The sequence below is a fragment of the Methylobacterium longum genome (genome assembly GCF_022179385.1).
GTDB lineage: Bacteria > Pseudomonadota > Alphaproteobacteria > Rhizobiales > Beijerinckiaceae > Methylobacterium > Methylobacterium longum.
Map to the genome: position 1 here is coordinate 85,824 of NZ_BPQS01000006.1, position 22,018 is coordinate 107,841.

A 22,018-nucleotide genomic window follows, 5' to 3' on the forward strand; every position below is an offset into this window, starting at 1 on the left:
CGCGAAACGTGCATATACCCGCATCGTGTCCGACGAATCGCACCCCCGGGCTTCCCTGGAGCCCTGCACCTGCTCGGCGCTGCGGCGCGCCACGCGCGCCGTGACCACGGCCTACGACGCGGCCCTGCGTCCGTCGGGCCTGCGGGTGACCCAGTTCGCCATTTTGCGCCTGCTCGACCGCCTGGGTCCGACCCCGGTGACGCGGCTCGCCGCCGAGGCGGCCCTGGAGCGGACCACGATGGGCCGCAACCTCGACCCGCTGGAGCGGCGCGGCCTCGTGCGGATCGCGGCCGGTGCGGTCGATGCCCGCGAGCGCGTGGTGGTCCTGACCGAGGCCGGCCGCGACGCCATCGCGGCGGCGATCCCCTACTGGCGGGACGCCCAGGCCCGCATCAACGCCCGGGTCGCGCCCGGGGCCGTGGCGGCCCTGGCGGATGCCCTGATCTCCGCCTCCTGAATCCGTCGCCCCAGGCCCTCGTACCCCGGAGCCCGTCCATGTCCGCCAGTCTCGAGACGCCCTCAGGGCAGCGCCTGCACTATGCCTGGGTGGTCGTGGCGATCACCTTCGTGGTGCTGCTGGTCGGCGCCGGCGTGCGCGCCACCCCGAGCGTGCTGATCGTGCCGTGGGAGCGGGAGTTCGGCTGGACGGCCGCCACGATCAGCGTGGGGATCGCACTCAACATCTTCCTGTACGGAATGATCGGTCCCTTCGCGGTGGCGATCATCGAGCGGTTCGGCCTGCGGCGCTCGGTCTGCACGGCGCTCCTCATCCTGGCGATCGGCACCGCCGCCACCAGCCTGATGACCGCGCCGTGGCAGATGGTTCTGCTCTGGGGCCTCGTGGTCGGATCGGGCTCCGGCATGGTCGCCAACGTCCTCGGCGCCACCGTGGCGGGGCGGTGGTTCGCCAAGCGCCGCGGCCTCGTGCTCGGCCTGCTCACGGCCAGCAGCGCCACCGGCCAGCTCGTCTTCCTGCCGATGCTGGCCTCGCTCGCGGTCGGGCAGGGGTGGCGCTCGGTCTCCCTGGTGGTCGCGGCCGCCACGTTGGCGCTGATCCCGCTGGCCGCGCTTCTGCTGCGCGACCGGCCGGCGGATCTCGGCCTGCCCCGCTACGGCGAGGACACGGTGACGCCGACGCCGGTCCTGGCCGAGAACCCGGCGGTGCGCGCCCTGCGCGGATTGCGGATCGGCCTGCAATCCCGGGATTTCTGGCTGCTCGCCGGCACGTTCTTCATCTGCGGCGCCTCGACCAACGGCCTCATCGGCACCCACCTGATCCCCGCCTGCATCGACCACGGCATCGCCGAAGTCACGGCGGCGGGCCTGCTGGCGCTGATGGGGATCTGCGACCTGATCGGCACAACCGCCTCGGGGTGGCTCACGGACCGGTTCGATTCGCGCAAGCTCCTGGCCTGGTACTACGGCCTGCGCGGGCTCTCGCTGATCTTCCTGCCCTATTCCTTCGATTACAGCTTCTACGGCCTGTCGCTGTTCGCGGTCTTCTACGGGCTCGACTGGATCGCCACGGTGCCGCCCACCGTCCAGCTCGCGGGCAAGTCCTTCGGCGAGGAGAACGCCGCGCTGATGTTCGGCTGGATCGCGGCCGCGCACCAGATCGGCGCGGCCTCGGCGGCCTGGCTCGCCGGCATGGTCCGGACCGACAGCGGCACCTATCTCGGCGCCTTCGTGTCGGCGGGGCTGCTCTGCCTCGTCGCCGCCCTGATGGCGGTCTTCGTCGGCCGCAAGCCCGCCGAGCCGGTCCTGCGTCCGCTGACGGCCTGAACTGCGCCGCGCGGGCGGGGTTGTCACAAGTGCGCCGCGAAGGACGAGCCCTGATCGGCCGCCTTCCTCGCAATCCGAGAGTCCGCCTTGACCATCGCGATCCGGCCCGTGCCGCCGGTCCAGGACGTTCGCGCCCCGCGCCCCTGGTCGGGACCGGGCTTCGCCGAGTTCGTCGCCATCATCGCGCTCATGATGGCGGTGACGGCGATCTCCATCGACAACCTGCTGCCGGCCTTCCCGGCGATCGAGGCGCGCTTCGCCGTGCCGGATCCCAACCGGCTGCAGCTCCTCGTCTACGTCTACATGATCGGCTTCGGCTTCGCGCAGATCGTCTACGGGCCGGTCTCCGACGCCCTCGGCCGACGGCCGGTGCTGCTCGCCAGCCTCGCCGTCTACGTGGTGGGCTGCGGGCTCGCCATGGTGGCTCCGAGCTTCGGGTGGCTGCTGGCCGCGCGGATCATCCAGGGCATCGGCGCGGCCGGCGGGCGCGTGCTCTCAGTGGCGATCGTGCGCGACCGCTTCGCCGGTCGCGAGATGGCGAGCGTGATGTCGCTCACCATGATGGTGTTCCTGATCGTCCCGATGATCGCCCCCGCAATCGGCGGCATGATGCTGGCGCTGGGCTCCTGGATCTACGTCTTCGTCTCGATGCTGGTCCTGGCCTTCTGGCTGAGCGTGTGGTTCTCCCTGCGGATGCCGGAGACGCTGCACCCGGAATACCGCCGCCCGCTCTCGCCCGCCGCTACCTGGGAGGCGATCCGCCTGACGCTCCGGACCCGCGTCGCCATCGGGTACACCACGGCCCTGGGCCTGATGACCGGCTGCATCATGGGCTACGTGGGCTCGGCCCAGCAGGTATTCGACACTGGCCTGTACCACCTGGGACCGCTCTTCCCGCTGGCCTTCGGGCTGGTGGCGGGTGCCATGGGGGCCGCGACGCTGATCAACGCCCGCGTCGTCCGGCGGGTCGGGATGCGGGCGATGTCCCACGGCGGGGTCATCGCCTTCACGGTGGTCGCGCTGATGCAGGTCTGCGTCGGGTTCGCCTACCAGGGCCGTCCGCCGCTGGTGCTGTTCCTGGCGCTCCTCGCGCTGAACCAGTTCCTGATGAGCTTCGCGATGCCGAATTTCAACGCGCTGGCGCTGGAGCCCCTCGGCGCCATCGCGGGCACGGCCTCGTCGTTCCTCGGCTTCTACACGACCATCCTCGGCGCCTTCTGCGGCTTCCTGATCGGGCAGGCCTTCGACGGCACCGTTCTGCCGGTGTCGCTCGGCTACGCCAGCCTCGGCGGGCTCGCGCTGCTCGTGGTCGCCTGGACGGAGCGGGGCCGGTTGTTCCGCGGTGGGGTCGGCGGCTGAGGCGTCCCGCTTAACGCGGTCTTCAGCGGAGATCGCCAAGCTCCAGTTGTCATTCCCGCCGACCGGATCCACCCATGATCGCCCGCGCCCAGGACGGAACCCTTTTCGCTGCGCGCATGCTGCTCGCGGCCGCGCTCCTGCCCACCGGGATCGCGCGGGCGCTCAACGTCTCGGGATTCGCCCTGACGCTCGCCGGCAGCGGCATGCCGTTCCCGAACGGCGTCGCCACCGCCGCCGTGGTGGTGCAGGTCTTCGGCCCCCTGGCGTTGATGCTCGGCGTGCTGCCGCGGCTGACCGGCGTGGCGCTCGCCGCCTTCGCGACCGTGACGGCCTTCGTGCTCCACCCGTTCTGGCACTTCGTCGGCCCGGCGGCGGTCGCGGAGCGCACGCTGATGCTGGCCGATCTGGGCTTGGCGGGGGGCTTCCTGATGTACGCCCTGACGGGCCCGGGGGCGTGGAGCTGGCAGGGCTGGCGCAGCGAAGTCCGGGGGTCCGCGCCGAGCGCGAAGCCCGCCGCCGCCAAGACCGCGGCGAAGAGCAACGCCGCACGGGGCGGCGGCAAGCGGCCCGCTGGGCGCGCCCCCGCCCGCGCGGCGGCCTGATCAGCCGTGCCGCGGCTTCATCTCGGCGACCGGCGGCGGCGCGGCGGCGGTCGTCCGGCCGGAGATCTCCGCGCCGGCATCCGGCACCAGCTTCCGGAACCCCAGCACGGACGCCGCCGAGATCATCGCGACGACGAAGAAGGCCGGCCCGAAATCACCGGCCTCGATCTGCGCGCGCCCGTGCCACGCGGCCGTTCCCTCCAGCGCCAGCGCGCCCAGCGTGACGCCGAGGCTCAGCGACAGCTGCTGGCAGACGCTGGCGAAGCTCGTCGCCGCGCTCATCTCGCGGGATTCGAGATCGGCGTACGCGATGGCGTTGACGCAGGTGAACTGGATCGAGCGCGAGCAGCCGCCGGCGAACAGCAGGGCCACCATGATCCAGTGCGAGGTCTGCGCGGTGTAGAACCCGTTGACCGCCAGGAAGACCGACGCGACCAGCGCGTTCCAGACCATCAGGGTCCGGAAGCCCGTGCGGCGCAGGATCCTCGGCGCCAGGGTCTTCACGAACATCGCGCCGGCCGCCGCCGCGAAGGTGATCAGACCGGAATGCAGGGCGTCGAGGCCGAAGCCGACCTGCAGCATCAGTGGCAGCAGGAACGGGATCGCGCCGGTACCGATGCGGAACAGGCTGCCGCCGATCACCGCGACCCGGAAGGTCGGCCGCTGCATCAGGTCGAGCCGCACGATCGGTTGGGCGGCCCGCCTGGCATGCGCCCAATACAGCGGCAGCAGCACCGCGCCGGCGCCGAGGCAGCCCCACGAGACGGCCGCCGGCAGCAGGTGGCGGCCCAGGGATGCCAGACCGAGCATCAGCGCGGCAAGTCCGGTACCGAGGATCACGAAGCCGGCGAGGTCGAGGGGCGGGCGCTCAGGCTCGCGCACGTCCTCGAAGTACAGGCTCGCCAGGACGATCCCAGCGCAGCCGATCGGCAGGTTGATGAAGAAGATCCACCGCCAGTCGAACCACGTGGTGATCAGGCCGCCGACCGGTGGCCCCAGCACCGGGCCGACGAGGGCCGGGAAGGTCAGGTAGGCCAGAGCGGTCACGAGCTGCGATTTCGGCACGCTGCGCAGCACGACGAGACGACCCACCGGCACCATCATGGCGCCGCCCATCCCCTGGAGGAACCGCGCGGCGACGAACCACGCGAGGCCGTTCGCGGCCGCGCAGGCGAGGGAGCCGGCCATGAACACCACGAGGGCGACCCGAAACACGGTCCGCGACCCGTAGCGGTCGGCCATCCAGCCGCTCACTGGGATGAAGATCGCGAGGCTGACCAGGTAGGAGGTCAGGGCGAGCTTCAGGGCGATCGGATCTTCGTTCAGGCTCGCCGCGATGCTCGGCAGCGCCGTGGCGATCACCGTCGAGTCGGTGTTCTCCATGAACAGCGCGGTGGCGACCGTCAGGGGGACGATCCAGATCGGTCTTTGGGTGGCGGCGGGCATCAGACAGCAGACGCGTGTCGCGCCGCGACGGTTGCACGGCCGAGCGGCCACCTCGCACCCTCGTGTTTCGCGATTGTATCCCTCCTGCAACAGACGTTGCGTGCCTGACGAGGCCCACCTTTTTTGCGGGTGCTCCAATGGCTACGTTTCCGTCACGCGGCCGTGAGTCCGCTCCAGCCGGCCCGGGGCCGGGCCCAAGAGGAAATGATGCAGTCCAGCCCCAGCAAGGTCCGCTCCCTGCCGCGGATCGCCGCCGGCGTCGCGCTCCTCTCGATGGTGGCCGCTTGCGGCACCGTCCTGCTGAACGACCGCGGTTCCCTGACGCGCTACGATCGCCTGAAATCCAGCGACCAGGTCGCCTCGGCGTCGCGGATCTACGTCGACCAGCCGGCTCTGGCCAAGGCTCGCACGGTGCGCATCATCCCGACGGCCTTCCACGGCGACGTAGCCGGGGCGGCACCGCTGACGCCGGCGGAGCGGCGCCTCATCGCCAACGCCGCCGACCGGGCGCTCTGCTACGACCTGTCGCTGAAGTATGACATCGTGACGAGCCGCGACGCGGACCTGACCGTGCGCGCGCAGGTCACCCGCGTCGATCCCACGGACCTCCTCGGCGCCGGCGCGACCATCGCGGGCTCGGCCGGGGTGACCGTGGCGTCGCAGCTGGGCCTGAGCTTCGCCGAAGGCGTCGGCCGCGTGCCGATCCCGCGGGTGCCGATCGGCCTGGGCAGCCTCACGGTGGAGGCCGAGGCGCTGGACCGGCGGCGCGAGCAGCGGGCCGCGATGGTCTGGGGTGGTGCGGCAAACTCCTTCACCAGTCAGCCGCGCTTCTCCCGCGCCAGCGACGCCTACGATCTCGCGGGCGAGTTCGGACAGGATTTCGGCTACATGCTGGCCACCGGCGAGGACCCGTTCACGGCTTCCAACACGCTCCCGACCTGGGACCGCATCCGCATCACCACCCTGGGTGAGGCGCCCCTGGACCCGGATTGCGAGGCGTTCGGCCGCGCCCCCGGCATCGACGGCATCCTGGGCGACTATATCGGCCTGCCGCCCGAATACACCGACAAGGGGCCTGCCGTGCCGGCGTTGCGCTAGGGCACGCCACGCCGCGCGGCCCGCGAGCGCCGATCCGTCCGGTCGATCGCTGAAGCCCAGCCAGAACGGTCGCGGCACCTTCCGGTGCGACCCGGGGGATCCGACCGAGGTGGATAAGACCCGAGCCATGCGCGATTTCGCGCTGCGACGCATCAAGCGCGCATTGGCGCCGTCGCGGAGCCCGTGATACTGGCACTTGCCAACCCGATCCCGCAGCGCCACCCCTGCGCGCCGCCGTCCGAGGAAAGTTGGCACATGGCCCGAGTAGAAACCGCATCGATCATCGAGGGCCTCACCTTCGACGATGTGCTCCTGCGACCGGCCGCCTCGTCGGTGATGCCCACCGAGGTGAACGTGGCCTCGCGGCTCACCCGGACTATCCCGCTGAACCTGCCGATCGTCGCCTCGGCGATGGACACCGTGACGGAAGCACCCATGGCCATCGCCATGGCGGCCAACGGCGGCATGGGCGTGATCCACCGCAACCTGGAGCCGCCGGAGCAGGCCGAGCAGGTCCGCCTCGTCAAGAAGTACGAGTCGGGCATGGTGATGAACCCGATCACCATCCACCCCGACGAGACCCTGGCCGACGCCTTCGAGGTGATGAAGCGCAACCGCATCTCCGGAATCCCGGTGGTCGAGCGGGGCCCGAACGGCTCGCGCGGCAAGCTGGTCGGCATCCTGACCAACCGCGACGTGCGCTTCGCGACGAATGCCTCGCAGCCCGTCGCCGAATTGATGACCCGCGACCGCCTGATCACGGTCCGCGAGGGCGTGACCCAGGACGAGGCCAAGCGCCTGCTCCACCAGTTCCGGATCGAGAAGCTGCTGGTCGTCGACGACCATTACCGCTGCATCGGCCTGATCACCGTCAAGGACATCGAGAAGCGCGTCGCCTACCCGAACGCCGTCAAGGACGAACAGGGCCGACTGCGGGTCGCGGCGGCCACGACGACGGGCGACAGCGGCTTCGAGCGCGCCGAGCGCCTGATCGACGCCGGCTGCGACGTGATCGTGGTCGACACCGCCCACGGCCACTCGATCAAGGTGCTCGACGCCGTGGCCCGGGTGAAGCAGCTCTCGAACGCCGTGCAGGTCATCGCCGGCAACGTCGCGACCCGCGACGGCGCCCAGGCGCTGATCGATGCCGGCGCCGACGCCATCAAGGTCGGCATCGGGCCGGGCTCGATCTGCACCACCCGCATCGTCGCCGGGGTGGGGGTGCCGCAGCTCACCGCGCTGATCGAGGCCGTCGAGGCTGCCGGCGAGGCCGACATCCCGGTCATCGCCGACGGCGGCATCAAGTATTCGGGCGACCTCGCCAAGGCGATCGCGGCCGGCGCCTCCGTGGCGATGCTCGGCTCGCTGCTGGCCGGCACCGACGAGGCCCCCGGCGAGGTGTTCCTGTACCAGGGCCGCTCCTACAAGTCGTACCGCGGCATGGGCTCGGTGGGCGCCATGGCGCGCGGCTCGGCCGACCGCTACTTCCAGGCCGAGGTGAACGACACCCATAAGCTGGTGCCGGAGGGCATCGAGGGGCAGGTGCCGTACAAGGGCCCGGTGGGCAACGTCCTGCACCAGCTCGCCGGCGGCCTGCGCGCCGCCATGGGCTATGTCGGCGGCGCGACGATCCCGGAATTCCAGGAGCGGGCGCGGTTCATCCGCATCACCAACGCGGGCCTGCGCGAGAGCCATGTCCACGACGTGACGATCACCCGCGAGAGCCCGAACTATCCCTCGCGGACCTGAGGAACCTGATGCGCACGCTGATCGTCGGGGCCGGCGCGACCGGCGGGTATTTCGGCGCACGGCTTGCCGAGTCGGGGGCCGACGTGACCTTCCTGGTCCGGCCGGCCCGGGCCGCCAAGCTCGCCGCGGGCGGCCTCAACCTCCGCAGCCCGCTCGGCGACCTGCACCTGCCGAACCCGCCCACCGTCACGGCCGACCGGCTGGCGCAGGCGGGGCGGTTCGACCTGATCGTCTTGTCCTGCAAGGCCTACGACCTCGACAGCGCCATCGCGGATCTCGCGCCCGCCGTGGGCACGGGGACCGCGATCCTGCCGGTGCTCAACGGGATGTCGCATCTCGACGCCCTGGATGCCCGCTTCGGCCCGGAGCGCGTCCTCGGCGGATCCTGCGCCATCGCGGCGACGCTCGCGCCGGACGGCACCATCCGCCACATGAGCGAACTCTGCAGCATCACCTACGGCGAACGGGACGGATCACGCTCCGCGCGGATCGAGGCTGTCGACTCCCTGATGCGCGGCCTGAAGTTCCAGCCGCGTCTCAGCGACGTGATCCTGCAGGAGATGTGGGAGAAGTGGGTGTTCCTGGCGACTCTCGCGGGGGCGACCACGCTGATGCGCGCGGCGGTCGGCGACATCGTGGCGACGCCCGGGGGCACCGCCTTCATCGCCGCGCTCCACGCGGAATGCACGGCCGTGGCGACCGCGAGCGGCTTCGCGCCGCGGGCGGTGGTGGCGGAGCGAGCGCGGGCGCAGCTGACCACGGCCGGCTCCACCTTCACGGCCTCGATGCTGCGCGACATCGAGGGCAAGGGGCGGATCGAGGCGGATCACGTCATCGGCGACCTGATCGCCCGCGGCCTGCGGCTCGCGCCCGAGGCCGCCTTCCCGCTGCTCGGCACGGTCTATACCGGGTTGAAGGCCTACGAGGCCCGGCAGGCGCGGGAGGCGGCCTGAGCTCCCCTCCCGCGCCGGGTTCTCAGTAGCGGCCGGGCGGGGGCGGGGGCGGATTGCCGTATTCGAGCTGCGTCTTGGCATCCACCGGCCGGCGCGGCGGCGGCGTCAGATCCGGCTGGGCGGCGGGGGCGCTCGCACAGGCGGCGAGGGCGGCGACGACCAGGGACGCGAGGGCGACGCGAGCGGCAGACATCATGGGCTGGGACACTCCGGGGCTCGCCGGTCCGGAGACCGCTCTGGTCCGCGGCCGGCCGATGCCATACGACACGCGACGGCCCGCACGGCGCGCCGCCTGAACCATCGTCTGCGCCGGGAACGTGCTTGAAGCTCGGCCGTAAGGTGGCGACATCGCGGACCAAGCGTGGCCGTTTCGCGTCATCGTAGACCCATTCTGAAGGACCAGACCGCTGACACCCGCCGCCCGCTGCTCCGCAGCCATCGAGATCCTGACCGACATCTCCGAGCGCCGCCGGCCCGCCGCCGACGCCCTGAAGGATTGGGGTCTCGCGCACCGCTTCGCCGGCTCTGGCGACCGGGCCGGGATCGCGAGCCTCGTCTACGACGCCCTGCGTCGGCGCGCGTCCGCCGCCTGGATCATGGGCTCGGACAAGCCCCGCGCTGTCCTGATCGGCGCCCTGCGGCTGCAGCAGGGCCTCGCCGCCGCCTCCGTGGCCAGCCTGTTCTCGGGCGAGCGCTTCGCGCCCGAGCCCCTGAGCGACGACGAGCGTGCCCGCCTCGACGCCGCGACCCTGCAGGATGCCCCGCCCGAGGTGGCGGGCGACGCGCCGGCCTTCATCCTGCCCGACCTCTCGGCGACCCTCGGCGACGATCTCGTCGCGGAGTTGAAGGCCCTGGCCCGGCGCGCGCCCCTCGACATCCGGGTCAACGCCCTGCGCGGCGACCGCGACGCGGTCGCACCGGCTCTGGCCGCCTTCGCGGCGGCCCCGACGCCCCACGCCCCCTACGGCCTGCGCATCCCGATCGGGGCGGACGGGCGCGGCCCGGCTTTGCACGTCGAGGGTGAGTTCCTTGAGGGCTGGTACGAAATCCAGGATGAGGGCTCCCAGCTCGCCGCGCTCCTGGCGGCGCCCCGGGCGGGCGAGACCATCGTCGACCTCTGTGCCGGAGGCGGGGGCAAGACCCTGGCGCTGGCGGCCGAGACCGGCAACGGCGCCCGCCTGATCGCCACGGACGGCGATCCGCGACGGCTGGCGCCGATCCACGAACGGCTGCGCCGGTCCGGTGCGGTCGCCGAGGTTCGCACCCCGCGCACCGGCAAGACGCGGGCCGACGTGCTGGAGGATCTCGACGGCACCGTCGACCGGGTCGTGGTCGACGCCCCCTGCACCGGATCGGGCACGTGGCGCCGGAATCCGGATGCCAAGTGGCGGCTTCGGCCTGGAAGCCTCGCGCTTCGCACGGCGGAGCAGGCCCAGGTGCTGGACCGGGCGGCGCGGCTGGTGAAGCCGGGCGGACGGATCGTCTACATCACCTGCTCGCTGCTCGCCGCCGAGAACGACGCCGCGGTGGCCGGCCTGCTGTCGCGCTGGCGCGGGCGCTTCGACGTGGTGCCGGCGTCCGAGGTGCTGGCCGCGGGGCCGGCCACGCTCCGGGACGCGGTGCGCATGACCGCCCACGGCATCCAGATGAGCCCGCTCCGCACCGGCACGGACGGCTTCTACGTGGCCACCGTCGCGCGTCGGGGCTGAGGAGGGGAACCCGCACCCGCATCCGCGACGTTGGACCGGCGCTCCCGCGGGAGCCGGGGTCGCCGAGGTGGGCTCCCGCCTGCGGCCGGATCCGGGAGATGCCCGTGCGCCTCGATCGCCGACTCCTGCTCGCCGGACTCGGGAGCGCCCTCGGCCTTCGCTCCGCCCGAGCGGAGGTCGACGGACCGCCGGATCCGGCGGCGCACGAAGCCGTGCGGGCCCTACCGCAATCGCTGCCGGGCGCGGACCTGCAGGTGATCGACCTCTGGCCGGGCGAACCACCGGGCGGCGGCAGCGGACCCGACGCGCGCGGGTATCGCTACGTGGAGGGCCCGTTCGGCGACATCACCCGGGTGGCGCGTCCCTGCCTGCTGGTGATGCGCCCGGCCAATCCCAACGGCGCCGCGGTGATCGTCGCCGCCGGCGGCGGCTACGAGTTCATCGCTCTGGGCAACGAAGGTGTCCCGGTCGGCCGGGTCCTGAACGCGGCGGGCATCACGGTCTTCCTGCTCGTCTATCGCCTGCCAGCGGAGGGGTGGGGCTCGGGTCCCGACGCCCCCCGGCAGGACGCGCAGCGCGCCCTGCGGCTGGTCCGGGCCCGCGGCACGGAGTTCGGCGTCGACCCCGAGCGGGTCGGCGTCCTCGGCTTCTCGGCGGGAGGGCACCTCATGGGCGAGACGGCGGTCGGGAGCGCCCACGACCTCTATCCGGGGGTCGACGCGGGCGACGCACAGCCGGTGCGGCCCGTCCTGGCCGGCCTGATCTATCCCGTCATCACCATGCGCAAGCCCTTCGACCGGACCCATACCCGTCGAATCCTGGTGGGCGATGACGTCACCCCCGCCGAGATGAAGACCTACTCGGTCGACCTTCAGGTCGGGCCGGAGACGCCGCCGACGTTCCTCGTCCAGGCGATCGACGATCCGGTCGCGGTGGCCGATCATCCGCTGCTGATGTTCACGGCCCTGCGCAAGGCGCGGGTGCCGGCCGAGCTGCACCTGTTCGAGCGCGGCGGCCACGGCTTCGGCCTCGGCGCACCCGGCACGCCGGCGGCGGCGTGGCCCGGTCTGTTCCTGGCTTGGATCCGGCTTCACGGATTCCTGCGCCGGTGAGGCGTCAGCCCTCGCCCGTCTGAAGGCGGTGCAGCTTGGCGACCTTCGGCCGGCTGGTGCGGAACTGACCCCGCTCCACGGAGACGAACACGACGGTCGCGATGGCCAGGGTCGTGAGCCACCAGATCGCCGTCATGCCCGCGCCGAGGCACGCCACCGTGAAGGCGGCGGCGAAGCATCCCATGGCGCCCGGCACAAGCGCGGGCCCGTCCCGACCGGCCCGGCGGATCGACGCGTAGAGCGCGAAGGCGGCCGCGAGGGCGCCGACGATCCCGAGCTCGTACCAGAACTCGAACAGCGCCGTGGTCGGCGCGTTCAGCGGGAGCAGGCCGACGAGGCGCCCGCGCAGCGCGGTCTCGAAGCCGTGGCCGGTGATCAGCCGGACCGGATCGCCCGTCACGACCTTCTGCCAGCTCTTCAAAGAGAGAACCGAAGGGGCCAGGGGGCCGAGCAGTGCGGCGCCCACCGGGCGCGCCAGGAAGGGCAGCAGCGGCGCCACGGCGAGCAGAGCGGCCGACAGGATCGCCGTCAGCGCCACGCCGAGCTTCTGCCGGTAGCTGGTCAGCGCGAAGGCGAGGGCTCCGATGGTGAGTGCCGCGATCTGGGTTGCGTCGGGCTGGACCGTGAGTGCCAGGGCCACCAGCAGCGCCAATCCCAGCGCCTCCCGGTCCCTGCGGCGGGACCTGAGCCACGCGAGCGCCGGCCAGAGCAGCAGGATCAGGAGCACCAAGCCGCGATCCAGCGCCCCGTCATCCTCGGTGCCGGGCGGGGCGATGTGCGCGCCGAAGAGGCCGAGCATGATCGCCACGATGGCGCCCGCGACCACGCCGAGCGGCAGCAGGTAGAGGTTGGCCGAGCGCATCCGATCGGGCAGGGCGAGGTAGCCCAGGAGGGCCAGCCCGATCGTGGCCGCGAGATTCGCCAGTCGCTCGAGGGCGGGTCCGAGGAAGGGCGTCCAGGTCAGCGACAGCGCGGACCACAGCACCACCAGCATGCCCGCCAGGAAGGCCGGCGCGGTGAGCAGGCGGCGCGTGGCCAGTCGCACCGGGCGCTGGCGCCGGTCGATCACGCTGGCGATGATGAGCAGGATGACGGCGATGGGCGCCAGGATCACCGAGGCGCGGCGCGCCACCTGCGCGAGGACCGGGAGCACCACGAACAGGCCGAAGAAGCCGATGCGCCGAAGCAGGGCGGCGGCGTCGAGGGCCGGATCGATGGTGGACGAGTTCGACGCGCGAGGCATCTGGCGCCTTCTTCCGAACCGGGACGGCCGGATCCCTGCTCGATACGCAAGGCGCGCGCAAGCCGCTGTAGACGCGAAGCCACACTTCGGGCCGCACGATGCGGCGTCAGGCGGCCTCCGGCCGTCTCAGGCGGCCGTCACGGTCCGGCGCGGTCGGCGGCGCGCCGCACGCTGGCCGAGATCCGACACCACCCGCCAACCGCCCCAGGCGGCGAAGAAACCGATCAATCCCGCGGCGAGCCCGTCCGCATTGGTGGGAATGGCCGGGCTGAAGTCGCGGTAGGCGGCCTGGGCCACCGACAGATCGGGATCGCGCAGCATCGCCACCACGCGACCGAGCGGGCTCGTCGCCGAGGCAAGCGCCTGCTGCTGGGCGCTGAGCCGGGCGAGCCGGGCGATGTCGGCCCGGGCTGCGTCGCCGCGCCGGGCGACGAGCTGATCCGGGTTGGTGCGCAGCCGGTCCACCGCGTCGTCGCGGGTCGTGCCGGAGGCCTGCGCGTCCGATTCGAGGATGGCGACCTGCCGGCGCAGCTCATCGGCGGCACCGCCGAGACGCTGCGTGTATTGCTGCGCGAATTCTGGAGCCTGCGCCGCCACGACGCCGCCGAGCAGACCCAGGGCGAGGCCGAGGGTACGGAACACGCGGAACACGTCTGGCCTCCGGCACGGGGAATCGTCCCTCGACAAAGAGCATGCCGAAGGCCGGGGTTCCAGCCCGACTCAGCTCGGAAGGCTGAGCAGGCCAGCCGCCCCGTCGGCGCAGCCGAACAGCAGCCGCGCGCCGCGCCCGTCCCAGGCCAGCGCCGTGACCGTGCTGCCCGGGACCGCCGGTCGTACCAGCAGCTCGGCCGCATCGGTGAAGCGGACCAGCAGGATGCAGCCGTCCTCGTAGCCGACCGCCAGAACCGGTGCCTTCGGGTGGAAGGCGACGCGGGAGACCCGGGCCGGCCGCACGCCGCATTCCCGCGGAGCCTTGCCGGTCGGTCCTTCCTTCGAGTCGAAGGGCCAGACGATCGCCGCCTCCGCGCCGCCGGTGGCGAGCCAATGCCCGTCGAACGACCACGCCACCGAGCGGACCTTGCCGGGATAGCCGGACATCCGCATGTGGCCGCGGTCCGGCTGAAGCCGCCAGCCGTGCAGGGCATTCTCCTGCATGGTGGACACCACGAAGCGGCCGTCCGGAGACCACGTCACGTCGATATGCGAGCCCTTCCAGCTGATCACCTCGGCCGGCGTCTCGAGGTTCGGATACCAGAGGCTCACGCCGTTGTAGTGGGCGACGCCGAGGCGGTAGCCCTTGGGGGCGAAGACGAGGCCCCGGGCGGTCGAGGGCGCCTGGAACTGCTTCTCGCGCCCCTTGGCGTCCCGCGTCACGACGTTGCGGCCCGCAGACCAGGCCACGGCACCGTCCGGATGAAGCGCCAGCGCGTCGATCCAGGCGTTGCCGTTGGAACGGCCGCGCTGCTCCATCGCGCCGTCGGCGCGGATCTCGACCACGCGCCCGTCGTCGCCGCCCGTGACCAGGCGGTCGCCGCTGCCCGCGGCCACCAGGATCCCGCTGTCGGGATGGGCTGCCAGCCGATCGAGGCCACCGTCGCGCGCCAGGGCGACCGTGCCGTCGCTCAGCGCGAGCACCGGAACGTCCTTGAGGAAATGGGCCGCGACGACGTGGGCACCCGGCTCCAGGGCGGCCACGTGGCTGGTGAGGGACGGATTGCTGAGGGGGCTCGTCATGTCGGGGGGACCTTCGCGGCGGGCGGCGCCGCGCGCAAGACCAGGAACGCCGTAATCAACGCGAGCCCGCCCGAGATCGCCGCCGGCGCGATCAGCGCGTAGAGGGCGAAGAGGCCGTAGGCGTGCGCGCCGAGAAATGCGCCGAACAGCAAGGAGATCCAGACCAGCCCGTCGCCGATCCAGCCCAGGGGGTCGCCGGTCCGGGTCAAGGCCTGGGCGATCTTCTGGCCCAGGCTGAACAGGGCGCCGGTGACGAAGGTGGTGCCGGCGCGAAACCCCTTGACCTGCGCGAGGACCGCGTTCTGCGACCCCATGGCCACGGCGACGAAGAAGGCCGCGAGGCCCAGCTCCGGCGATTCCAGGCCCAGCCCGAGACCGCCCAGGATCAGCAGCGATTCGTAGGCAAGGACGATCGGCGTCGTCCAGCGCGGCGGCGTGAGGATGGCGAGCCCGCTTCCGAGGACTGAGCCGGTGAGGAAGGCCAGCAGCAGGACCGCCGGGAGGACCATGCGATGCAGCTCGGCCTCGGCACCGAAGACCGCGAACTGGGTGGTGTTGCCGCTCATGAACGACGTGTAGAGGCCGCCCAGGCGCACAAAGCCCAGGGCATCGACGTAGCCGGCCAGCCCCGTGAGGAGCAGGCCGATGCCGAGCTGCCATGGCCGGGTCACGCCCGGCCTCCCCGGCGCGCGGCCGGTAACTTTCCGTTAACCATTCCGGCCGCTTCGTTCAGCACTGCCGGGCTGCGGTTAACGCGACACTCACCAAACCCAGGCAATTCGATGCAAACAGGGTGAACACCGTGTCGGGAGGGGCCGTTGCCCCTGCGATCCGGTCCGGGGACATCGCGCCCCCGCCGGGTGAGTGGGAGTTGCGTCATGGTTCCGTTCGCCGCCGCTTTCGTCTGCCCGTCCATGCCGGTCCTGGACCCGGCCGCCGCCACCATCCTCGTCGTCGAGGATGAGCCGACCGTGTGCGAGCTTGCCGCCGAGACGCTCCTCGACGAGGGCTACCGGGTGATCACCGCCGCGGATGCCTGGCAGGCCGAGGCCATCCTGGCCGGCGAGAGCATCGACATGCTCTTCACCGATATCGATCTCGCCCGCAACACGAACGGCCTCGCGCTGGCGCGGTGGGCGCGGCGGCTCTGCCCTGAGCTGGCGGTGGTCTACACCTCCGGCGGCCGCGCCTGCCTGCCGGCCAACGAGGCCGTGCCGGGGTCGATCTTCGTGCCGAAGCCTTACCGGCCGGGCCAGCTCGTGACCCTCACCCGCGACGTCCTGCGCGCCGCGTCCCTCGACCACGCCTGATCCCGCCCCCAAGGACCCACGCCATGCGGCGCACCCTTTCCGCAGCCGGTTTCGCCCTCGCCCTGTCCGCTGCCGCCTCGCCGGCCGTCGCCGCCTGCGACGTGAAGGGCGCACAGATCGAGGAGGCGATCGCCGCCAAGAGCGAATTGCGCGCAGATCAGAACACCCAGCTCGTGCGCGATCTGCGCACGCTGCGCGACGCCGCCATCGTGCTCGAGACCTACAAGTTCCCGGGCGAGTGCGAGAACCTGCTCGGGATCGCGAAATCGCTCCTGGCCAATCCGTCCAAGACCATCGAGCAGGGCGGCGACACCGACGAGGACAAGGCCGACAGCCTCAGCGAAGCGCGCGAACCCAAGGACGCCGCCGGCAGCACCAAGGCGAAGTGAATGGGGGGCCCGGCGGGCTCTCGGCAGCGGCGCTCCGACACGTCTGCGCGGCCGACCATCACCCTGGAGCCGCCGCCATCCGCGGGGGCGTGGTTCCGATCCCTCACCTCCGGCGCAACTGGGAGCGCCGTTGCCGGAGCGTCGCGACGCTTGGCCGGCGACTAGCGCTCCTCGCCGGCGCTCGCCCCGATCTTGGCGCGCGCGAGGGCGCGGCCGAGCTTGGCGGCGATCTGCTCGCGCAACATGTCGGCCATCTCGATATCGACGAGCCGCCAGCTGAGCCCGCGCAGGCGCAGCCGGATGCGCGTGCGCTCCGCGCGCGGCGCCTCGGGGGGGATCGGGATCACGACGGCGCGGAAACCCCGCATTTCGAGCGCCGCATAATAGGGCATCAGCCGGCCGAGATTGCGGATCGCGAGACCCTCCGGCCGCGCCCCCGCCGGCCGTTCGACATCGAGCTTGTCGGGCCAGCCGTTGGCGAGCAGATCGATCACGGTCTCCGGCGTCACCATGGTCTCGGACAGGGCGAGTGCCAGACCGTAGGCGGCATCGTTGAGCCGCTGGCGGTCGCGGGGTTCCAGATCCGTGTCGGTCTCGGCCGCAACCCGCATGGCCGCCGTGATCTGCCGGACCAGCGACAGGCGGAGCGTCCGGAAATTCACGTGACTCTCGACATAGGCGGCGTCGTGCCGGCGCACCGCCTGCGCGAGATCGTAGAGCGACCAGAGCGGGCTCAGCGTGAAGGCCAGCCATGCCAGGGCGAGGGCAAGCGGGATCGCGAGCCAGCGCACGGGATCAGAACCCGCTTCGCGGCGTCATGACTCGGGCGCCCACCGCTCGAGCCCGGAGAAGGCCGCCACCACGCGCTCGTAGACGGGGCGTTTGAACGGCACGATCAGTTCCGGCAGCTCCGGGAAACGCGCCCAGCGCCACGCGTCGAATTCGGGCTTGTGCGCGCCCCCACCCGGGTTCAGCACGTCGATCAGGTCCTCGCTGCCCCGAAAACCGTAGGCGAACCACTTCTGCGACTGGCCGCGATAGCGTCCCTGCCACGCCTGCTTCATGACGTCTTGCGGCAGGTCGTAGGCGAGCCAATCCGGGATCTCGCCGAGCAGTTCGAGCGCGTCCGGCGGCACGTTCGTCTCCTCGTAGAGTTCCCGGCGGGCAGCCTCCTCCGGCTCCTCGCCGGGGTCGATGCCGCCCTGCGGCATCTGCCACATGTGCGGGCCGGCGACGTGCTCAGGGCCCGCATTCTTGCTCCGACGTCCGACGAAGACGCCGCCCGATCGCGCGATCAGGGCGACGCCCACGCAGGGGCGGTAGGGCAGGGTGCTGCCGGTATCCGAATGTGTCGTCATCGCGGCGAGCATAGGTCAGGCACGCCGGGGGCGGCAACGCCGACCAGGGACCTCGAACCCGACGGAGCCGGTTTGCCTACTCTGACGGATGATTTACGCGCGGACACTCAATCGGCCGTCGAGACGCGCTTGTCGCGCGCGCCGCGCAGCGCCACGCTGGCCGGCACGAGTCGAAGCCCGCGGGCATCGAGATCCTTGGCCCAACGGGCGATTCGGTCGACGCTGAGCGCCGCACCGCTCGCCGAGACGAGGACGAAACCATTCGCCCTGGCGCGGGCCTCGGCCTGCGCCAGGGCGGCATCGATGGCATCAGCGCGCGGCGTGGCGTCGAGGACGATCTCGGCGCGGGCGATGGGCGTCCGCGCCTTGTTGGCCGGAGCACTCGCCGCCTTGGCGGCGGTGCCGTCGTCGAGAAAGCCCAGGCCGCGGGCGCCGATCTCGCGCAGAACCGGCTCGAAGGCGGCATCCGCCATCAGCTTGGAGCCCATGAAGTTCGCGACACCGACATAGCCGGGAAAGCGGGCCAGCGCCCAGGCGAGGCGGTCGGCGTTTTCGGGTCCCTTCAGGGCCGTGAGCAGGGCCTGCGGACCGGGATCGCTGTCGGGGTAATCGAAGGGCTCCATGGGGAGTTGCAGGAACACCTCGTGGCCGGCATCGCGGGCCCTCGCCGCCGACCGCTCAGCCTCGCCGCCATAGGGCAGGAACGCGAGGCTCACGGCCGCCGGCAGCCGGGCGGTCGCTCCGGCGGTGGCGGCTTGGCCCACGCCGAGTCCGGTGATCACGACGGCGATCCGCGGGCCGGTGCCGGGTTCCTCGGTGCGGGCATAAACATCGAGGGCACGCACCCGGCCCTCGCCGAGCTTCGGCATGAGCCCGTGGCGTCCCGCCTCGCTGATCCGTGGGTCCGGTGCCGGCGCGAGCCGCGCCACGTTGGGCGGCGGCACCCGGATCAGTACGGCGTCGGTGGGACCGGACCCTGCGGGACGCACGACGGTCACGCCAGAGGCGGTCTCGATCTCCTCCGCGCTGCGCTGGAGCGGCGATGTGCCGGGCTGAGTCGCAGCGATTGGCGCCGCGGCGACGACCGGCGCGGGCGGTGCGGACCGCGGCATCGGCTCGCGGAGGGTGATCTTGGCCTCGGCGCGGGGCTCGCCACCCGTGGGGTCGCCGAGAGCGACCACCAGCCCCGCCGTTGCGAGGAGCGCTGCCATGATGGCACCGCCGGCGATCCTGGGGCGGCGTACGCCCGCGACGAGGCGTCCGAAACGGCGGCCGGGCTGGTCCGGCGCCTCCGCCTCCGGCACCCCGAGGGGTCGCGTGAGGATATCGTCGGTGGACTCGGTCAACGGGCTCTCGATGCGGGATCGTGGTCCCTGCACCCGCGGGCGCGGTGCGGATCCCGACCCCCATTCCCGTCGGATAGGGTTAACGTTCCGCTAATGCGGCCCCTCGGAAACGGAAGTCCCGCCCGGCAGCTAGCCGGACGGGACTGAAGCGCGCACGATCCGCCGAAGCGGGATCGATCAGTTCGGCAGGCTCGGCTTCTGCTGCTGGGCAGCCGGCGTTCCATTGGCGGCCCCCTTCTGGATCCCGTGCAGGAAGTCGATGGCCGAGATCAGCTGCTTGTCCTTGGCCGGATCCGGCGGGACGTAGGCGGAGGATCCGCCGCGCTCGTCGGTGTCCTTCTGCTTGAGGTGGCCCTTCAGGCCGGCCTCGCCCTTGGTCTCGTCCTTGCCCTTCAGCTCGTCCGGCACATCCTGCAGGACCTCGACGTCCGGCTCGATGCCCTTCGCCTGGATGGAGCGGCCCGAGGGCGTGTAGTAGCGCGCTGTGGTGAGCCGCAGCGCGCCGGATCCGCCGAGCGGGATGATGGACTGGACCGACCCCTTGCCGAACGAGCGCGTCCCCATGATGGTCGCGCGCTTGTGATCCTGCAAAGCGCCGGCGACGATCTCGGAGGCCGAGGCGGAACCGCCGTTGACCAGCACGACCACCGGCTTGCCCTTGGTGAGGTCACCCGATTTCGCCGAGAAGCGCTGCGTCTCGTCCGGGTTGCGGCCGCGGGTGGAGACGATCTCGCCGCGATCCAGGAAGGCGTCCGAGACCATCACGGCCTGATCGAGCAGGCCGCCCGGGTTGTTCCGCAGATCGATGACGTAGCCCTTGATCTTGTCGTTGCCGATCTCGCCCGACAGCTTGTCGATGGCCGCCCGCATGCCGTCGAAGGTCTGCTCGTTGAACTGGGTCAGGCGGATGTAGGCGACGTCGCCGCCCTCCACCTTCGAGCGCACCGGCTTGATCTTGATCACGTCGCGGGTCAGCGTGACGTCGATCGGGTCCTTCGACTCCTTGCGGGAGATCTTGAGCTTCACGTTCGAGTTGACCGGACCGCGCATCTTGTCGACCGCCTGGTTCAGGGTGAGACCCTGAACCTGATCGTCGTCGATCTGCGTGATGACATCGTTGGCCAGCAGGCCCGCCTTGGCGGCCGGCGTGTCGTCGATCGGGGTGACGACCTTGATCAGGCCGTCTTCCATGGTGACCTCGATGCCCAACCCACCGAACTCGCCGCGAGTGGTGGTCTGCATGTCGCGGAACGCCTTGGCGTCCATGTAGCTCGAATGCGGGTCGAGGGAGGTCAGCATGCCGTTGACGGCCGCTTCGATCATCTTCGACTCGTCCGGCTTCTCGACGTAGTCGGTGCGGACCTTCTCGAAGACGTCGCCGAAGAGGCTGAGCTGGCGGTAGGTCTCGGCCGAGGCGGCCACGGCCCGCGGACCCGACAGGAAGTCGGTCTGGGTGGCCACCATGGAGGTGCCGGCACCCAGGAAGGCGCCGAGCATGATCAGGGATGTCTTGCGCATCAGCCGCGAACCTTCTCGCCAAGTACCGTATTGTTCGGGCTCTTCGCCCACCACGGCTCCGGATCGATGGAGCCGCCGTCCTTCTTGAACTCGACGTACAGGGTGGGATCGCCATCGGATCCGGGCGAACCCGCACCCTTCTCGCCCATGCTACCGACCGGTTCGCCCGCGAGCACGAACTGACCGACCTCGACGCTGATCTGATCCATCCCCGCGAGCAGAAGATAGTAGCCGTCGCCAGCGTTGATGATCAAGAGTCGCCCGTAGGACCGGAAGGGCCCGGCAAACTGCACCCACCCATCGGCCGGGGCGGAGACCGTCGCCTTCGGCCGCGTCGTGTAGGACACGCCCCGCGTGGTGCCGCCGTTGCCGTCAGGCTGGTTGAAACCACGCATCACCCGCCCGCTGACCGGCCGCGGCACTTCGCCCCGCACATCCGAGAAATGCACCTTCGGGGCCAACCGGGCCGGATCCCGGAACCCGGCCGCGGCAAATCGCTCCTGCGTAACCCGCACCTCGCGCTCGGCTGCGGCCTTCGCCTCGTCGGCTGTGCGTTTCGCGGCGGCGACCTCCGCCTCGGTCCTGTCGAGGAGATCCTTGAGGGTCTTGGCCTGGGCGCCGAGTTCGGCAGCACGTCGGCGCTCGGCGGAGAGACCGCTCTCGACCTCGGCCTGACGGGCGCGGCGGGCGGCGACCAGCGCCTGCAGGCGCTGCTGCTCGCGCGCCCAGCCGGCGAGGTCGGACGCGAGACCTTCCTTGTCCTGCGCGATCAGGCCGCGCAGCCGAATCATCTCCGTCAGGTCGGCCGCGAGGGTGTCGACCTCGCCGCGTAGCTCAGGCACCACGGCGCCGAGCAGCATCGACGTGCGGATCGCCGCGAGCATGTCCTCGGGACTCACCAGCACCGCCGGGGGCGGACGGCGTCCCATACGCTGGAGCGCCGCCAGAATCTCGGCGACGATGCTGCGCCGCGCCTGAAGCGAGCGCCGGATCGCCGACTCGCTCTCGCTCATCGCCTTGAGGCGCTCTTCCAGGCGGCTCAGACGATCCTCGGTCGCCTGGGCCTGCCGACCGGCATCGACCAGCGCGGCGTCCAGCTTGGCCCGGTCGGTGCCGATCGCGGCGATTTCGGTCTCGAACTGGGTGCGCTGGCCGGCACTGGCGGCGAGCGCGTCCTGCACGCGCTTGAGGTTCTCGGCGCGACGGTCGCGCTCCTCGCTGGCGCGCTGGTTCGCCTCCGCATCCGCGGGGGGTTCGGCGCGCGCAGGCAGCGTGCCGCCGCTGAGCGCCAGGAGAGCCAGGGCGGAAAG

General features: G+C 71.6%; 22 protein-coding genes. 11 read left to right on the top strand and 11 right to left on the bottom strand.

Going from position 1 to position 22,018, the window contains the following annotated elements; translation table 11 throughout:
- Positions 1-25 precede the first annotated feature (25 nt).
- The 4 genes from MFF58_RS07550 (at position 26) to MFF58_RS07565 (ending at position 3,743) form a co-directional block, all read left to right on the top strand.
- Entirely contained in the window at positions 26-457 is a 432-nt protein-coding gene (locus MFF58_RS07550) for a MarR family winged helix-turn-helix transcriptional regulator (RefSeq protein ID WP_238286390.1), read from the top strand.
- Positions 458-495: 38 nt separating this feature from the next.
- Complete coding sequence (locus tag MFF58_RS07555) at positions 496-1,782, top strand: MFS transporter (protein ID WP_238286392.1); 1,287 nt, start codon at positions 496-498, stop codon at positions 1,780-1,782.
- Positions 1,783-1,974: 192 nt separating this feature from the next.
- Entirely contained in the window at positions 1,975-3,141 is a 1,167-nt protein-coding gene (locus MFF58_RS07560; protein ID WP_238286587.1) for a multidrug effflux MFS transporter, read from the top strand.
- Between the two features lie 74 nt (positions 3,142-3,215).
- Positions 3,216-3,743: a DoxX family protein gene (locus tag MFF58_RS07565; RefSeq protein ID WP_238286394.1), complete on the top strand. Its 528-nt coding sequence runs from the start codon at positions 3,216-3,218 to the stop codon at positions 3,741-3,743.
- Here the strand turns inward: MFF58_RS07565 and MFF58_RS07570 are convergent, their stop codons facing one another.
- Complete coding sequence (locus MFF58_RS07570; protein ID WP_238286396.1) at positions 3,744-5,189, bottom strand: MFS transporter; 1,446 nt, start codon at positions 5,187-5,189, stop codon at positions 3,744-3,746.
- A gap of 207 nt (positions 5,190-5,396) precedes the next feature.
- Between MFF58_RS07570 and MFF58_RS07575 the strand changes: the two genes are divergently transcribed.
- From MFF58_RS07575 to panE, 3 genes are all read left to right on the top strand, one after another.
- Positions 5,397-6,287 (top strand): DUF3313 domain-containing protein, encoded by an 891-nt coding sequence (locus MFF58_RS07575; RefSeq protein ID WP_238286398.1) that lies wholly within the window; start codon positions 5,397-5,399, stop codon positions 6,285-6,287.
- Positions 6,288-6,542: 255 nt separating this feature from the next.
- The gene (gene guaB / locus MFF58_RS07580; protein ID WP_238286400.1) at positions 6,543-8,036 is read left to right on the top strand and encodes an IMP dehydrogenase; all 1,494 of its coding nucleotides are present in this window, start codon (positions 6,543-6,545) and stop codon (positions 8,034-8,036) included.
- A gap of 8 nt (positions 8,037-8,044) precedes the next feature.
- On the top strand, positions 8,045-8,989 hold the full coding sequence (gene panE / locus MFF58_RS07585) for a 2-dehydropantoate 2-reductase (RefSeq protein WP_238286402.1): 945 nt from the start codon (positions 8,045-8,047) through the stop codon (positions 8,987-8,989).
- A 22-nt stretch (positions 8,990-9,011) separates the two neighbouring features.
- Here panE and MFF58_RS07590 read toward each other — a convergent pair whose 3' ends face one another.
- Positions 9,012-9,185 (bottom strand): hypothetical protein, encoded by a 174-nt coding sequence (locus MFF58_RS07590; RefSeq protein WP_238286403.1) that lies wholly within the window; start codon positions 9,183-9,185, stop codon positions 9,012-9,014.
- Between the two features lie 211 nt (positions 9,186-9,396).
- Between MFF58_RS07590 and MFF58_RS07595 the strand changes: the two genes are divergently transcribed.
- Entirely contained in the window at positions 9,397-10,698 is a 1,302-nt protein-coding gene (locus MFF58_RS07595; protein WP_238286588.1) for an RsmB/NOP family class I SAM-dependent RNA methyltransferase, read from the top strand.
- A 104-nt stretch (positions 10,699-10,802) separates the two neighbouring features.
- Positions 10,803-11,810, top strand: a complete 1,008-nt coding sequence (locus MFF58_RS07600) for an alpha/beta hydrolase (RefSeq protein WP_238286405.1) — start codon at positions 10,803-10,805, stop codon at positions 11,808-11,810.
- Between the two features lie 4 nt (positions 11,811-11,814).
- Here the strand turns inward: MFF58_RS07600 and MFF58_RS07605 are convergent, their stop codons facing one another.
- The 4 genes from MFF58_RS07605 to MFF58_RS07620 form a co-directional block, all read right to left on the bottom strand.
- Positions 11,815-13,053: a peptide ABC transporter permease gene (locus MFF58_RS07605; protein WP_238286406.1), complete on the bottom strand. Its 1,239-nt coding sequence runs from the start codon at positions 13,051-13,053 to the stop codon at positions 11,815-11,817.
- A 126-nt stretch (positions 13,054-13,179) separates the two neighbouring features.
- A complete protein-coding gene (locus MFF58_RS07610; protein WP_238286407.1) occupies positions 13,180-13,704 on the bottom strand; it encodes a DUF2937 family protein in 525 nt (174 codons plus the stop codon).
- Positions 13,705-13,773: 69 nt separating this feature from the next.
- Positions 13,774-14,787 carry a WD40 repeat domain-containing protein gene (locus tag MFF58_RS07615; RefSeq protein WP_238286408.1) on the bottom strand — a complete coding sequence of 338 codons (1,014 nt, stop codon included), beginning with the start codon at positions 14,785-14,787 and terminating at the stop codon, positions 13,774-13,776.
- Positions 14,784-15,458 carry a YoaK family protein gene (locus tag MFF58_RS07620; RefSeq protein ID WP_238286409.1) on the bottom strand — a complete coding sequence of 225 codons (675 nt, stop codon included), beginning with the start codon at positions 15,456-15,458 and terminating at the stop codon, positions 14,784-14,786. Before MFF58_RS07620 ends, MFF58_RS07615 begins: the two co-directional genes overlap by 4 nt.
- A 207-nt stretch (positions 15,459-15,665) precedes the next feature.
- Between MFF58_RS07620 and MFF58_RS07625 the strand changes: the two genes are divergently transcribed.
- Both MFF58_RS07625 and MFF58_RS07630 read left to right on the top strand, forming a co-directional pair.
- Positions 15,666-16,097 carry a response regulator gene (locus MFF58_RS07625; protein ID WP_238286410.1) on the top strand — a complete coding sequence of 144 codons (432 nt, stop codon included), beginning with the start codon at positions 15,666-15,668 and terminating at the stop codon, positions 16,095-16,097.
- Positions 16,098-16,120: 23 nt separating this feature from the next.
- Entirely contained in the window at positions 16,121-16,486 is a 366-nt protein-coding gene (locus MFF58_RS07630; protein ID WP_238286411.1) for a photosystem reaction center subunit H, read from the top strand.
- A 161-nt stretch (positions 16,487-16,647) separates the two neighbouring features.
- Here the strand turns inward: MFF58_RS07630 and MFF58_RS07635 are convergent, their stop codons facing one another.
- The 5 genes from MFF58_RS07635 to MFF58_RS07655 form a co-directional block, all read right to left on the bottom strand.
- Positions 16,648-17,277, bottom strand: coding sequence for a DUF2939 domain-containing protein (locus MFF58_RS07635; protein WP_238286412.1), 630 nt, complete (start codon positions 17,275-17,277; stop codon positions 16,648-16,650).
- Positions 17,278-17,301: 24 nt separating this feature from the next.
- The gene (locus MFF58_RS07640) at positions 17,302-17,856 is read right to left on the bottom strand and encodes an RNA pyrophosphohydrolase (protein WP_238286413.1); all 555 of its coding nucleotides are present in this window, start codon (positions 17,854-17,856) and stop codon (positions 17,302-17,304) included.
- A gap of 95 nt (positions 17,857-17,951) precedes the next feature.
- The gene (locus MFF58_RS07645; protein ID WP_238286415.1) at positions 17,952-19,190 is read right to left on the bottom strand and encodes a divergent polysaccharide deacetylase family protein; all 1,239 of its coding nucleotides are present in this window, start codon (positions 19,188-19,190) and stop codon (positions 17,952-17,954) included.
- Positions 19,191-19,367: 177 nt separating this feature from the next.
- Positions 19,368-20,708, bottom strand: coding sequence for a S41 family peptidase (locus MFF58_RS07650; protein WP_238286417.1), 1,341 nt, complete (start codon positions 20,706-20,708; stop codon positions 19,368-19,370).
- Positions 20,708-22,009 (bottom strand): murein hydrolase activator EnvC family protein, encoded by a 1,302-nt coding sequence (locus MFF58_RS07655; RefSeq protein ID WP_373323295.1) that lies wholly within the window; start codon positions 22,007-22,009, stop codon positions 20,708-20,710. Before MFF58_RS07655 ends, MFF58_RS07650 begins: the two co-directional genes overlap by 1 nt.
- Positions 22,010-22,018 lie beyond the last annotated feature (9 nt).

Coding starts and splice junctions, on each gene's coding strand:
- MFF58_RS07555 (WP_238286392.1), top strand. CDS start 496: ATGTCCGCCAGTCTCGAGACGCCCTCAGGGCAGCGCCTGCACTATGCC.
- MFF58_RS07560 (WP_238286587.1), top strand. CDS start 1,975: ATGGCGGTGACGGCGATCTCCATCGACAACCTGCTGCCGGCCTTCCCG.
- MFF58_RS07565 (WP_238286394.1), top strand. CDS start 3,216: ATGATCGCCCGCGCCCAGGACGGAACCCTTTTCGCTGCGCGCATGCTG.
- MFF58_RS07570 (WP_238286396.1), bottom strand. CDS start 5,189: ATGCCCGCCGCCACCCAAAGACCGATCTGGATCGTCCCCCTGACGGTC.
- MFF58_RS07575 (WP_238286398.1), top strand. CDS start 5,397: ATGCAGTCCAGCCCCAGCAAGGTCCGCTCCCTGCCGCGGATCGCCGCC.
- guaB (WP_238286400.1), top strand. CDS start 6,543: ATGGCCCGAGTAGAAACCGCATCGATCATCGAGGGCCTCACCTTCGAC.
- panE (WP_238286402.1), top strand. CDS start 8,045: ATGCGCACGCTGATCGTCGGGGCCGGCGCGACCGGCGGGTATTTCGGC.
- MFF58_RS07590 (WP_238286403.1), bottom strand. CDS start 9,185: ATGATGTCTGCCGCTCGCGTCGCCCTCGCGTCCCTGGTCGTCGCCGCC.
- MFF58_RS07605 (WP_238286406.1), bottom strand. CDS start 13,053: ATGCCTCGCGCGTCGAACTCGTCCACCATCGATCCGGCCCTCGACGCC.
- MFF58_RS07615 (WP_238286408.1), bottom strand. CDS start 14,787: ATGACGAGCCCCCTCAGCAATCCGTCCCTCACCAGCCACGTGGCCGCC.
- MFF58_RS07625 (WP_238286410.1), top strand. CDS start 15,666: ATGGTTCCGTTCGCCGCCGCTTTCGTCTGCCCGTCCATGCCGGTCCTG.
- MFF58_RS07630 (WP_238286411.1), top strand. CDS start 16,121: ATGCGGCGCACCCTTTCCGCAGCCGGTTTCGCCCTCGCCCTGTCCGCT.
- MFF58_RS07640 (WP_238286413.1), bottom strand. CDS start 17,856: ATGCTCGCCGCGATGACGACACATTCGGATACCGGCAGCACCCTGCCC.
- MFF58_RS07650 (WP_238286417.1), bottom strand. CDS start 20,708: ATGCGCAAGACATCCCTGATCATGCTCGGCGCCTTCCTGGGTGCCGGC.